General features: G+C 63.4%; 11 protein-coding genes. 9 read left to right on the top strand and 2 right to left on the bottom strand.

Features of this window, described 5'->3' with window-relative positions:
• Positions 1–91: 91 nt before the first annotated feature.
• Together ABDK11_RS03590 and ABDK11_RS03585 are read right to left on the bottom strand one after the other, a co-directional pair.
• Positions 92–718 carry a TerB family tellurite resistance protein gene (locus ABDK11_RS03590; RefSeq protein ID WP_346838931.1) on the bottom strand — a complete coding sequence of 209 codons (627 nt, stop codon included), beginning with the start codon at positions 716–718 and terminating at the stop codon, positions 92–94.
• 79 nt (positions 719–797) lie between these two features.
• The gene (locus tag ABDK11_RS03585) at positions 798–1,688 is read right to left on the bottom strand and encodes a DUF2167 domain-containing protein (RefSeq protein ID WP_346838930.1); all 891 of its coding nucleotides are present in this window, start codon (positions 1,686–1,688) and stop codon (positions 798–800) included.
• A 325-nt stretch (positions 1,689–2,013) separates the two neighbouring features.
• Between ABDK11_RS03585 and rsxA the strand changes: the two genes are divergently transcribed.
• The 9 genes from rsxA (at position 2,014) to ABDK11_RS03540 (ending at position 13,576) form a co-directional block, all read left to right on the top strand.
• Positions 2,014–2,589, top strand: a complete 576-nt coding sequence (gene rsxA / locus ABDK11_RS03580) for an electron transport complex subunit RsxA (protein ID WP_346838929.1) — start codon at positions 2,014–2,016, stop codon at positions 2,587–2,589.
• Positions 2,590–2,598: 9 nt separating this feature from the next.
• On the top strand, positions 2,599–3,222 hold the full coding sequence (gene rsxB, locus ABDK11_RS03575) for an electron transport complex subunit RsxB (RefSeq protein WP_346838928.1): 624 nt from the start codon (positions 2,599–2,601) through the stop codon (positions 3,220–3,222).
• A gap of 74 nt (positions 3,223–3,296) precedes the next feature.
• Positions 3,297–5,345: an electron transport complex subunit RsxC gene (gene rsxC, locus ABDK11_RS03570; protein WP_346840172.1), complete on the top strand. Its 2,049-nt coding sequence runs from the start codon at positions 3,297–3,299 to the stop codon at positions 5,343–5,345.
• A gap of 2 nt (positions 5,346–5,347) precedes the next feature.
• The gene (gene rsxD, locus ABDK11_RS03565) at positions 5,348–6,400 is read left to right on the top strand and encodes an electron transport complex subunit RsxD (protein WP_346838927.1); all 1,053 of its coding nucleotides are present in this window, start codon (positions 5,348–5,350) and stop codon (positions 6,398–6,400) included.
• Positions 6,401–7,090: an electron transport complex subunit RsxG gene (gene rsxG, locus ABDK11_RS03560; protein ID WP_346838926.1), complete on the top strand. Its 690-nt coding sequence runs from the start codon at positions 6,401–6,403 to the stop codon at positions 7,088–7,090.
• Positions 7,090–7,809 (top strand): electron transport complex subunit E, encoded by a 720-nt coding sequence (locus ABDK11_RS03555; RefSeq protein ID WP_346838925.1) that lies wholly within the window; start codon positions 7,090–7,092, stop codon positions 7,807–7,809. Before rsxG ends, ABDK11_RS03555 begins: the two co-directional genes overlap by 1 nt.
• Before the next feature lie 150 nt (positions 7,810–7,959).
• Positions 7,960–8,667, top strand: coding sequence for a TetR/AcrR family transcriptional regulator (locus ABDK11_RS03550; protein WP_346838924.1), 708 nt, complete (start codon positions 7,960–7,962; stop codon positions 8,665–8,667).
• Positions 8,668–8,811: 144 nt separating this feature from the next.
• A complete protein-coding gene (locus ABDK11_RS03545; protein WP_346838923.1) occupies positions 8,812–11,358 on the top strand; it encodes a transporter substrate-binding domain-containing protein in 2,547 nt (848 codons plus the stop codon).
• A complete protein-coding gene (locus ABDK11_RS03540) occupies positions 11,288–13,576 on the top strand; it encodes a transporter substrate-binding domain-containing protein (RefSeq protein ID WP_346838922.1) in 2,289 nt (762 codons plus the stop codon). Before ABDK11_RS03545 ends, ABDK11_RS03540 begins: the two co-directional genes overlap by 71 nt.
• Positions 13,577–13,605 lie beyond the last annotated feature (29 nt).

Here is a 13,605-nt window from a genome sequence, read left to right as displayed (position 1 = left end):
AGCGGCAGCGATACAAGCGCCAGGTTGCACGCCGTGCCGAGCAGAGTGCTCAGTGCGCTCGCCGGATCAGCCAGCGCACCGCGGGAAGCGATCAGTTGACCGGGCTCTGGAGACTGCTGATAACGCCGTGGATATGCGCCTCGCTCATTCCCAGATTGGCGCCGACCTCCGCCAGCAGCGTCTGCTCCTGCGGTTGGGTTTCGCCGTCGGCCATGGCCACATAGAAAGCCGCTTTCAGTGCCAGCTCCTTGCCCTCGTTGTTGAGACCGCCCTGCAGCGCGCGCAGTGTTGCCCCCAGGTCTTCCGCGCTGCTCTGCGCCGCATCGATTTCGTCACGCAGTGTGCTCTCATCGATCTCGCGGCCAGCGACACTGCGATAGATATTCGCCGCGGTCTTCACTTCCGCATCGTCCACCACGCCGTCTGCCAGCAACATATGAATCATCACACTCTTGACCGCGCGGTGGTACTCCGCCTCCAGCGCGAGTGCGTTGTGCGCTGGGTCGTAGTCGAGCACACCGGGCTTGTAGGTATCCTTGCAGGACAGGCACTCGACGTACTCGCCCAGCTTGTCCAGCGGAATCAGCGGAATAAAGTAGAGGGTGAAGAAACGCCGTACGCGCTTCAGCGCGTAATGCTGCTTGCCGGCGCACGAAGGGCAGTGGAAATCGCCGCGCTGCGGCGTGGTGGTGATACCGCGGGTGCCAAAGATAATCATCGCTACAAACTCCTGTTATTGTGGCTGTCCATACTGTGGGGGCCGCCGCCGCGGCCCGCTCTCAAAAGTGCCGTCGTCGCTATTGCGGCTCCTTGCGCCCGAAGATCTTGCGGAAGAAAGCGCCAATACCGGCCACAATCACGATGCCAAATTTCTTCAGGAACAGCAGCGCCGCCGCCAGCAGACCGGTTTTCGCCATCACCTTGCCCGCCACCAGCGCACCGAGGCCATAGGCGGCCACCTTGTCGATATCCGGATTGAAGTCGGCGTAGGTATGGCCCTGGTCGAATTCGGCCATATCCAGCACGCTGTCGAGCTGGGAGTCGATCAGCGGTTTCTGTGCCATATCGGCGATAAAGTTCATCACCAGCACACCCTTGCGGCCCAGCACGCGGATGTTGTAATTCAGCGTGTGGGCGGCCTGATCGCCGAACTGGATCTCCTTGGCCCAGTGCAGCTTGTGGCTGGCCTCCTCGTAGCGGGGCGGCTCGGCCCAGCCCACCAGCGTGAACGGCTCGTAGCCCTGCTTCTGGCGCGCGGCGCTGGCCGTGCGCGCGTCGGCCTTCATCTGCGTGAGCAGCTCGCTGTAATCGATCTCGTTGGCATCCTCGTCGGAGACATAGCCGCTGTCTTCGTATTCCACCGTCACCGCCCAGGAATCCCGATCGAACGGCGTGCTGTCGGCCGGGAACAGCATCCCCAGCACCGGCTCGCCGGGTGGATTGCCCCAGATATCGGTCAACACCTTGGCCGAATCCTCCGGGTTGAGGTAGTAGAAATTGTCCGGCACATGCAGTGTCGCCACCGCATCGGCCAGCTTGATATCCCCGGTCTGGCGATCGAGCGATTCCCACACACCCTTGGCCCAGGCCAGGTACTCCTCCTCGTTGTCCGGCGCCGCACCGGGCTGCGACCAGGCAGCAGCGGACAGCGCCAACAGCAGCGCCGCGCATAGATATCTGATATTCATAATGTTCCCCAACATTGGAAAGCCCGACGGTACCGGGCGCAGAATCTTTATTAATGTTTTTCAGCGGCGGGATTTCCCTGTCATTATTGTGGTTATGCCCGCTAAAGCCTTTGTACGGCAGCACCCCGGGGGCGTCAACCGGCAACGGAGCCAGCGGGGCGCCATTGCGCCGCGGGAAATACCACCCGATAGCCTGTGTTGAACGGCTCCGGCGACTCACCGATAATAGCCGCCCTGCATGGCTCGACGGCTCGGCGACCGGTATTCGCCCGACCGGCTGCTAGGCTCAGTAGCGTGCCACCCCCAACCGATTCCCCGGAGAACCATGACCGAATTCGCCGTCATCCTGCTCAGTACCATCCTGGTCAACAACTATGTGTTGGTGCAGTTTCTCGGTCTGTGTCCATTTATGGGCGTCTCCAACAAACTGGAGACCGCCGTGGGCATGGCCGGGGCCACCACTTTTGTGCTGACGCTGGCCTCCATCTGCTCCTACCTGGTCAATACCTACCTGCTCGAGCCGTTCGGGATCGAATACCTGCGCACCATCTCCTTTATCCTGGTAATCGCGGTGGTGGTGCAGTTCGCGCGTATGTTTATCGAGAAGACCAGCCCGCTGCTGTACCGGGTGCTGGGCGTCTTCCTGCCGCTGATCACCACCAACTGCGCGGTGCTCGGTGTCGCACTGCAGAACACGATGAAATCCCACACGTTTGTGCAGTCCACGCTGTACGGCTTCGGCGCCGCAGTGGGCTTTTCGCTGGTGTTGATCCTGTTTTCCGCCATGCGTGAGCGGCTGTTCGCCGCCGATGTGCCAACGCCGTTTCGCGGCGCCGCAATCGGCATGATCACGGCCGGCCTGATGTCGCTGGCATTTATGGGCTTCGGCGGCCTGGTGTAGGAGTAGATGATGCTGGATTGGCTCTCTGCAGTGTCCACGCCGCTGCTGGTTCTCGGCGGCATGGCGCTGGTGTTCGGCGCCCTGCTCGGCTTCGCCGCGGTGCGCTTTCGCGTCGAGGGTGACCCGCTGGTGGAACAGGTGGACGCGCTGCTGCCGCAGACTCAGTGCGGCCAGTGCGGCTACCCGGGTTGTCGCCCCTATGCCGAGGCAATCGTGCACGGCGATGCGATCAACAAGTGCCCGCCCGGCGGCCAGGGCACCATCAACGAACTGGCCAACCTGCTGGATGTGGAGCCGATGGAGCTCGACGCCGAGCACGGCGTCGAGGATGTCAGGAAAGTGGCCTTTATCCGCGAGGCCGAGTGTATCGGTTGCACCAAGTGCATCCAGGCGTGCCCGGTGGATGCCATTGCCGGTGCGGCCAAATACATGCACACGGTGATCGTCGACGAGTGCACCGGTTGCGACCTGTGCGTAGAGCCCTGCCCGGTGGACTGTATCGATATGGTGCCACTGGATACGCCGCTGCAGCAGTGGCATCCGGACAAACCGCGCGACGGCGTCGAGCTGATCGCCAGTGACAGGCCGCGGCACGGCGCCGACACCGGCAGTAACAAGAGGGACGCAGCTTGAGCCCTGAACCCGACAAGGCGGTGGCTGAGCAACCGTCCGCCACCGAGCGCCGTCAGGCGCGCGAGGCCGAACGTATCGCCAGCGACCGCGCCCCGCGCCTGCATGACTTCCCCGGCGGCGTACACCCGCCGGAAAACAAGCACCAGTCCACCGGCGAGCCGATCGGCAGCATCCCGCTGGCGCAGGACCTGATCGTGCCGCTGAACCAGCACGCCGGCGCCACCGCACTGCCGCTGGTGAGCCTCGGCGACACCGTCCTGAAAGGCCAGAAGATCGCCGAGGCCGACGGCCTGATCAGCTGCCCGGTGCACGCGCCCAGTTCCGGCAAGGTGATGGCCATCGAGCCGGCGCCGGTGCCGCACCCGTCCGGCCTGACGGTGGACAGCGTCACCATCCGCACCGATGGCGAGGAGCGCTGGTGTGAGCTGGAACCCTGTGAGGACTATCGCCAGTTAGAGCCGGTGGCATTGCTGGAGAAAATCCGCGACGGCGGTATCGCCGGCATGGGCGGCGCCGGCTTTCCCGCTGCGGTGAAACTGGATCCCCACGGCGGCGCCGAAATCGATACGCTGATTATCAACGGCACCGAGTGCGAACCCTATATCACCGCCGACGATATGCTGATGCGCGAGTGCGCCGCGGATATCGTCGCCGGTACCGAGATGCTCGCCTATATCCTCGACCAGCCCGAGCGGGTGGTGATCGGTATCGAGGACAACAAGCCGGAAGCGATCGCAGCGATACGCGCCGCCGCCGAGGGCAGCCGCATCGAGGTGGCGGTATTCCCGACCAAGTACCCGTCTGGCGGCGAGAAGCAGCTGATCCAGATCCTGACCGGGCGCGAGGTGCCCAATCAGGGCCTGCCCGCCAACGTCGGCGTGGTGTGCCAGAACGTCGGCACCGCGCGCGCCGCCTTCCGCGCAGTGCGCTTCGGCGAGCCGCTGATCAGCCGCGTGACCACGGTGGTGGGCGAGGCCCTGGAGCGGCAACGCAATATCGAGGTGCCCATCGGCACGCCGATCGAGCATATCCTCAAGCAGCACGGTGCCCATCGCGGCAGGATGGACAAGGTCATCATCGGCGGACCGATGATGGGCTACACCATTGACGACCGGCGCGCGCCGGTGATCAAGACCACCAACTGCATCCTCGTACCCAGCCGCGCGGAACTGCCACCGGCGCCGCCGGCGCAGGCCTGTATCCGCTGCGGCTTCTGCGCCGAGGTGTGCCCGGCGTCGCTGCTGCCGCAGCAACTGTACTGGTATGCGCGCGCCGACGAGCGCGAGAAGCTGCAGGCCCACAACCTGTTCGACTGCATCGAGTGCGGCGCCTGCTCCTACGTGTGCCCGAGCCAGATACCGCTGGTGCAGTACTACCGCGCCGCCAAGGGCGATATCCGTACGGCCGAGGCGGAGAAAGAAAAGTCCGATCGCGCCCGCGAACGCTTCGAGTTCCGCAAACTGCGCCTGGAAAAGGCCGAGCAGGAGAAGGAGGCCAAGCGCAAGGCGCGGCGCGAAGCCGCCGAGCTGGCACGCCAGCAGCGCGAGCAAAACACCGATTCGCCGGAAGCCAAGGCCGCCAAACAGGAATCCGATGTCGTGGCCGCGGCACTGGCGCGGGTCAAGGCCAAGCAGGCCTCGCCGGAACAGCAGCTGGCGCGCGCCGAGCGCAGCCTGACTTCCGCCGAGCACCGCGTCGAGCGGCTGCAGCAGAAGCTCGCCGACGCCGACGACAGCCATCGCGACCAGCTGGCGGCGCAACTGAAGAGCGCCGAACTGAAACTGCAGGAGGCGCGGCAGAAGCGCCACCAGGCCCAACAGCAGACGGCCGGCGCCACGGCAAGCCCGGAGCAGCAGGCCCCGGCACCGAAAAGCGCCGCCCAGGGTGCCATCGAAAAGGCCAAGGCGGCGGCAGCAGCGCGGGCCAACATGAGTGACGCCGACAAACTGGCGGCAGATATCGAGGCGATGAAAAACCGCGTGGCCAAGGCCGCGGCGCGACTGGACAAGGCCCGCGCAGAGGACGACCCGAACGTCGAGGCCTTCGCCGGCGCGCTGGCGCGTATGCAGCAAAAACTGGAAGAGAAAGTGCAGCAGCAAAACAACAACGGCGGGGAGCAATAACCATGGCCCTGATGCGTGCAAGCTCCCCCCACGCCCGCGCCGGCGACAGCACCAGCAAGGTGATGCTGCAGGTGGCCGCCGCGACCATTCCCGGCGTACTCGCGCTGGTGGTCTATTTCGGCATCGGCGTGCTAATCAATATCGTCCTGTGCACGGCCACCGCGCTGGCCAGCGAGGCGGCGGTGATGAAACTGCGGCGGCGCCCGGTGGCTTTCTATCTCAAGGACGGTAGCGCACTGGTCACCGCGCTGCTGCTGGGGATCGCGCTGCCGCCTTACTGCGCCTGGTGGCTGCCGGTGGTGGGCACTGTGGTCGCCATCGTGCTGGCCAAGCAGCTGTACGGCGGCATGGGCTACAACCCGTTCAATCCGGCGATGGTCGGCTATGTGGTGCTGCTGATCAGCTTCCCGGTCGATATGACCCGCTGGGTGGCACCGGCGGCATTGATCCACGGTACGCCGAGCATCGGCGAGGCCTTCTCGCTGGTGTTCGGCCATTACAGCGTGGACGGATTCACCCGCGCCACCCCGCTGGAAATCGTGCGCCTGAATCATTCGCTGGTGATGCCGAAGCTGTATGACGCCGAGCCGGTGTTAAAGCTGGGCACGATCGCCGGCCTCGGCTGGGAAACGGCCAATTTCGGCTTCCTGCTCGGCGGCCTGTTCCTGCTGTTCCGCCGGGTGATTACCTGGCACGCGCCGGTGGCAATGCTCGCCGCGCTGGTGCTGATGTCGACACTGTTCTACGACGCCGGCAGCTCTGGCAGCGAGGGCTCGCCCCTGCTGCACCTGTTCTCCGGCGCCACCATGCTGGGGGCGTTCTTTATTGTCACCGATCCGGTCAGCGGCGCCACCAGCAACCGCGGCCGGCTGATCTTCGGTGCCGGCGTGGGTGTGCTGACCTTTGTGATCCGCGCCTGGGGCAACTATCCGGACGCGGTGGCCTTTGCGGTGCTGCTGATGAATTTTGCCGCGCCCACCATCGACAACTACACCCTGCCGCGCACCTACGGCCACAAAGCCGCACGCCGCGCCACTGACACGGAGGAGCGCTAAATGCTGAAACGCTCCATGGCCAGCAGCGCGGCCATCCTGACCCTGTTTGCGCTGGTCACCGCCGGCACCCTGGCGGTGACCCAGATCACCACCCGCGAGCCGATCGAACGCGCGATGCGCAAGGCTGCGGCGCGGGCACTGCTAGAGATCATCCCGGTGGAGAGCCACAGCAACGACCTGCTGCTGGACACCTACCCGATTCCGCGCCAGTACTGGGCACAGCTGGGCCTCAGCAAGGGCGGCAACATCAATCTGGCCCGCGGCAAGGACGGCAATATCACCGCGGTGATCGTGCCCGCGGTGGCGCCGGATGGGTACTCGGGCCCCATCGCCCTGCTCGTGGGGGTCAACCGCGACGGCAGCATTGCCGGCGTGCGCGTGACCAACCACAGCGAGACCCCGGGCCTCGGCGACAAGGTGGATATCAAGAAGAGCCGCTGGGTGCTGCAGTTCAACGGCAAGTCCCTCGGCAACCCGCCGCGCGACCAGTGGAAGGTGCAGAAAGACGGCGGTGCCTTCGACCAGTTCACCGGTGCCACCATCACTCCGCGCGCGGTGGTCAACCAGGTACGCGCGGTGCTCGATTTTGTCGCCGCGCACAAGAAGCAACTGTTCAGTGCGCCGCTGTCCAAGCGCGCCGTGGAAGTGCAGCAGCCCGACGCCACCAAACAGCCCCCGGAGGAAAACTGATGTCCAGCGCCCCGACAGCCTACGCCGATATTGCCCGCAACGGCCTGTGGAGCAACAACCCGGCACTGGTGCAGCTGCTGGGCCTGTGCCCGCTGCTGGCGGTGACCGGTTCGGTGGTCAACGCGCTCGGCCTGGGACTGGCCACCACCGCGGTGCTGGCCTGCTCCAACCTGGCGGTGTCCCTGGTGCGCCGGCAGATGCCGGAAACCGTGCGGCTGCCGGCTTCGGTGATGATCATCGCCACCTTCGTGACCTGCGCCGAGCTGGTCATGAAGGCGTTCACCTACGAGCTGTATACGGTACTGGGGATCTTTATCCCGCTGATCGTCACCAACTGCGCCATCCTCGGTCGCGCCGACGCCTTCGCGAGCAAGAATCCGGTGCTGCCGTCACTGGTGGACGGCCTGATGATGGGGCTGGGCTTTACCGCCGTACTGGCGGTGATCGGCGCCGTGCGCGAAGTGCTCGGCCGCGGCACCCTGTTCGCGGATATGGACCTGCTGTTCGGCCCGACGGCCGCGGACTGGGGGATTCACGTGCTGGGCGGTGACTACCCCGGTTTCCTGGTGGCGGTACTGCCGCCGGGCGCATTCCTGGTCGCGGGGCTGCTGATCGCCGGCAAAAATGCCATCGACGCCGAAATGGAGCGCCGCCGCAGCCAGCGGGTGACCATCGTGCCCGGCTCCAAGCGGGTCAGGACCACCGGCAAGATCAGCTGATCGACCGACCGCTCCCTGTGTAAGCGACTGTAATCGAATTGGCGCCCCATTCATTCAAATGGCGCTAGCCAATTCACACTTTTTGCTTAGAATGGTACGTCCGATCCGGAGTTAGATCGGCCGTCGATAAAAATAACAGGGATCAATACCATGACTATGGACAATGGGAAGTCTGAGCTGGTCTACCACGGTCGCCGTGCCCAGCGCGCCGACAGTCGCCAGCGCCGCAAGGCCATCCTCGAAGCCACGCTGCGGCTGATCGTCAAAGAGGGTATCCGCGGTATTCGCCACCGCGCGGTCGCCCGCGAGGCCTCGGTGCCACTGGCCGCTACCACCTACTATTTCAAAGACCTCAACGACCTGATCAGCGACGCCTTCACCTTTTTCGTGGAGCAGGGGCTGGAGCACACGCGCCAGCTGCAGGAAGACAGCTTCGCCGCCGCGCGCAACCTGTCGCCCGAAGAGCGCACTTCCGGGGCCGGGCGCAAGCTGCTGGTGCAGCAACTGACCCGCTTTATCCTCACCCATGTGCGCGCCCAGGCCAGCAACCGCGACAATCGCCTGATCGAGCTGGCGTTCCGCAACGAAGCCCTGCGCAACGAACAGCTGACCCGCGCCATCCGCATGGCCAACCAGGCCACCGAAGCCCTGATCCAGGAATTCTTCGACCTGCTGGGCCTGGCGGACTCCGTGGCCGCCGCCCAGATAGTGCACGGCACCATCCTCAATCTGGAATACCAGATCCTGAGTGGCGCCATCAGCATCGATTCACCGCTGCTGGAACGCACGGTCACGATGATGATCCGCGGCCTGATCCCCGCCAGCGTCACCGCAGAGGAAGCCGTACCCCAGGGCTAGCCGTGGGCCAGTCAGGCCACCACTCCGCCAGACAAACTCCCGCAGCGGGACCGGAACGCACTCCGGCACCGCCGCTGCCGGGCGGGCGCGAAATACGGCTAAGCTTACTGAATGTAGGCCACAGCCAACCGCCGCGGGAGTCTCATGCGTGGAGTCTGGGTAAGAGTTTTTGCGCTGATTGTTATCGCCACGCTGATTTTCTCCGGCGGCTGCGAGCAGCGCCAGCCCCCTCCCGCCAGCGACCAGCCGAGCGCCGACTCAACACCAGCAGGCAAAACGGAAGCCAGCGAAGCGCAAACTGCCAGGTCACAGACGACCGCACCGAAGACCGCCGAGCCAAACACCGTTGAACCGGAGACCAACGCCGCTCCCCGGTCCGACCAGTCGCAGGCGGCCGGGCCCGCAACCGCCGCACCTGGCGCCGGGGGCTTCCCCGGCGGGAGCAAATGGGTACCGGAAATCCTCGGCGAATACCCCATCGATGCCTACCCCAACTATACCGAGCGCGGCGACCTGAAGGCGATCGAGAGACACGGCAAGCTGCGGATTCTGGTGGATATCAGCACCACCGAATCCCTGCATCGCGCCGCCACCCAGCAGGACATCGAACTCGATCAACTGAAGCGTTTCGCCAGGCAACTGGGACTCGAACCGGTGGTGCTCTATGTGGATAGCTTCGACCAGCTGATACCGCTGCTCAACGCCGGCCAGGGCGACATCATCGCCAACGACCTGACCATCACCGATGCGCGCAAGCAACAGGTCGACTTCTCCGTTCCCACCGTCCGCACACGGCTGGTACTGGTATCGCAACAGGGTGTGCCCACCGTCGGCAAGGGCGACAAGCTCGAGGGCAAAACCCTCACCGTGACCCGCGGCACCACCTATGCAACGCGCGCTCGGGAATTCGTGCGCCAGCACCCCGGGGTCAAGCTGGTGGTGACCGACCGCAACTATGTGGATATCGCGATCGACGTGGCCAGCGGTAAAACCGATTTCACCATTATCGATGGCTTCATCCTCGACCTGGTATTGCAGTTCCGCAACGACCTGAAGAAGAACGTGGAGTTTCCCGAGGAACAGGTGCTGGCCTGGGCGATTCGCAAAAGCTCCCCGCAGCTGCTCGATGCCGTCAACAGCAAGATCCGCCATATCAAACTGACCCGCTCATCCGGCCGCTTTACCGGTGACCTGGCGGCGATCAAAAAGCGGGGTGTACTGCGCGCGGTCACCCGCAACAATGCCAGCAGCTACTTCATGTGGAAGGGCCGCATACTCGGCTACGAATACGAACTGCTCGAAGCCTTTGCCAAAGACCTGGGCGTGCGCCTGGAAATGAAAGTCGTGCCGGAGCACGATAACTTTATCGATATGCTGAAAAACGGCCAGGCCGATATCGCCGCCAACCTGCTCACCCCCACCTCGCGGCGCAAGCAGCAGGGTGTGCGCTTTTCCGCGAGGACACACAAGGCCAAGGTGGTTGTGGTAAGCCGCCCCGGCAAGGAGGTGAAAAAACTATCGGACCTGGCCGGGCGTACAGTCTATGTCCGCAAGAGCAGCAGCCATTACGACCTGGTGCAACGAATCCGCCAGCAGGTGCCCGGGCTGCGCGTGCAGCTCGTACCCGAAAGCATGGATATCCAGCAAATCTTCGACAAGATTGCCAGCGGGGATTACGACATCACCTTTGCCGACGACCTCACCGCCAACATGGAGCGCTCCTGGCGCACCGATATCGCTCCATCCCTGGACCTGCACGACGATCACCCACACGCGTGGATGCTGCGGCAAAACAATCCGGAGCTGCTCAGTGCCGTTAATCATTTTCTGAAAAAACCCAAGACGCTGGTAAAGCGCAGGGTGCTCTACAAAAAGTACTTCAACTCCCCCAAGCCTCCGCGGCCGGAAATTACCAAGCTGTCCAAAGCGGGCAAGATCTCCCCCTTCGATGACCTGGTCAGACACTATGCGGACAAGCACAATTTCGACTGGCGCCTGGTAGTCGCGCAGATGTTTCAGGAGAGCACTTTCAACCCCAAAGCCAAATCCTGGGTAGGGGCGCGAGGACTGATGCAGGTCATGCCCGACACCGGCAAGCAGGTGGGGGAAAAAAACCTGTTCGACCCGGAAACCAGCGTGCGCGCCGGCATGAAATATCTCGACTGGCTGCACCGAAAATTCGAGGACAAGCGGATCAGCTCGGAGAACATGATGTGGTTCACGCTGGCGTCCTATAACGCCGGACTCGGCCACGTCTACGACGCGCAGAAGCTCGCCGAAGAAAAGGGCTGGGACCCCAGGGTCTGGTTCGGCAATGTGGACAAGGCGATGCTGCTACTGTCGGAAAAGAAATACTACAGCAAGGCCCGCTACGGCTATGCACGCGGCCGCGAACCCTATGACTATGTGCGCAAGATCGAGGCGCGATTCCGCACCTATGTGGCGCTGCTCGAAGCCTACCAGCGCCAGCAACAGACAACGCTGCGGCCGCCCCTGGCGCCTTCCGCTCTGTCGTTCTCCCTCCGGTCGGCATCGACTGCCACCTGCCGTTGGCCCACACTGCCACCGCGCCGGCAACTAGACTGCATGGAGTTGCCCATTTCCCGACCAGGATTGCGCCATGATCGCCGCCGCGAAACCCCTGCTGTATCTGACGCTGCTGTCGATCCTGTTGACTATCGGCGCCTGTGAGCGCCGCACGCCCGCGGCCGGCAGCGCCGATGCCACGCACGACCAAGACGCACGACTCGCCGAGCGTGGAGACCTGCGCCGCGAGGCGGGCTGGCCGCCGGAGACCACCGGCGAATACCCCGTCGCCGCCTACCGCAATTACCGTGAAACCGGCGACCTGGACGCGCTGCGCAAACGCGGCAAGCTGCGTATCCTGGTGGATATCAGCAATACCGACTCGCTCCACCGCGCGGCCACCCAGCAGGATATCGAGATCGACCTGGCCCGGCAGCTGGCCGAGCACCTGGGCCTGGAGCCGGTGGTCCTGTATACCGACAATTTCTCCCAGCTGCTACCCCTACTGCGCGAAGGCAAGGGTGACATCGTCGCCAACAACCTGGTGGTGACGCCCGAGCGGCAATCGCTGGTCGACTTTTCCATTCCCACCACAACCACCCATATCATCCTCGTCTCCCGCAGCGACGGCCCGGTGGTCACCCGCGATGCGGCGCTGAAAGGCAAGACGCTGGCGGTAACCAAGGGCACCATCTACGAGAAGCTGGCGCAGGAGTTCGCGCAACAGCACCCCGGTGTCATCGTGAAAGTCACCGACAGGAACTACGTCGACCTGGCCGTGGATGTTTCCGACGGCAAACTGGATTTCACCATGGTTGAATCCCAGGTGTTCGACCTGGTCAGCCAGTTCCGCCACAACCTGCAGAAGAACATTATTTTTCCCCATTCCTACCAGCTGGCGTGGGCAGTGCGCCAGCACTCGCCCATGCTGCTCAACGCCATCAACGCGGCGGTGCGGCATATCAAAATGACACGTACAACCGCACGCTTCAGCGGTGACCTCGACAAGATCAAGGCGCGCGGATTTATCCGCGCGGTCACCCGCAACCACCCGGGCTCCTACTACATGTGGAAGGGCCGCATTCTCGGCTATGAATACGAATTACTGAAGAAGTTCGCCCAACAGCTGGATGTGCGCCTGGAGGTCCTCGTCGCGCCGCAGCACTCCGACCTGATGACATACCTGAAAGACGGCAAGGCCGATATCGCCGCCGCGCTGCTGTCGATCACCGAACGCCGCAAGCAGGCCGATATGATCTTCAGCAGCCCCTATATGGAAGCCAAGGTTGGGGTCGCAGGCAGGAAAGGCGAGCAGCTTAACAGTATCAATGACCTCGCAGGCCGCACCATCTATGTGCGTAAATCGAGTAGCCAGTACGACGCGGCAATGGCCCTGCAGAAGAAAGTGCCCGGTATAAAGGTGGAGCTGATACCGGAGACATTGAATGCCCAGCAGGTACTGGACAAGGTTGCCGACGGTGACTATGACCTGACCCTGGCCGATGATGTGTCGGTCAAACTCGAACACGCCTGGCGCGCCAATGTGGACTATATCCTGCCGCTGCAATTGCAGAGCGATCAATACGGCTGGATGATGCGCAAGAAGAACCCGCAGTTACGCCGCGCGGTAACGCAGTTTATGCAGGGAAAAAAAATTACCGACCTGCGCAAGACCCTCTACCACAAGTATTTCGACGAACCGAAAATCAAGCGCGAGGAAATCACCAAACTCACCAAGAAGGGACATATTTCCCCCTACGATCACCTGGTCAAGAAATACGCCGAGCGCTACCAGTTCGACTGGCGCCTGGTAGTCGCGCAGATGTTCCAGGAGAGCAGCTTCGACCCCCAAGCCAAGTCCTGGGTCGGCGCACGCGGGCTGATGCAGGTGATGCCGGACACCGGCAAACAGGTGGGCGAGAAAAACCTGTTTGATCCGGAAACCAGTGTGCGCGCCGGCATCAAATACCTGGACTGGTTACACCGCAAGTTCGAGGACAAGGAAATCAGCCCCGAGAACATGGTCTGGTTCACGCTCGCCGCCTATAACGCCGGCCTCGGCCATGTCTATGATGCCCAGGAGCTGGCCGAGCAGAAATCGTGGAATCCGCGCGTCTGGTTCGAGAATGTGGACAAGGCAATGCTGCTCCTGGCAGAGCGCGAGTACTATGAGCGCGCACGCTACGGCTTTGCCCGCGGGCGCGAACCCTTCGACTATGTGCGCAAGATATCCGAGCGCTACCGCACTTACGTCGCGCTGCTGGAGGCATTCAAAAAGCACAACACTGTCAGCAGCCTGAACTGCACGCTGATGCCCGCCTGGGTAACGAGCCAGCTGGCCGACTGCGCCGTCGACCGCCGGGCGGCCGCAACCGCCCGGTAACGGCACCGAGTTCACGCGGACAGACCCGC

This window comes from Microbulbifer sp. SAOS-129_SWC (assembly GCF_039696035.1).
In the GTDB taxonomy this organism is placed as follows: Bacteria; Pseudomonadota; Gammaproteobacteria; order Pseudomonadales; family Cellvibrionaceae; genus Microbulbifer.
The sequence above is the reverse complement of the archived record's forward strand: the minus strand, read 5'-3'. Positions and strand labels throughout refer to the sequence as shown.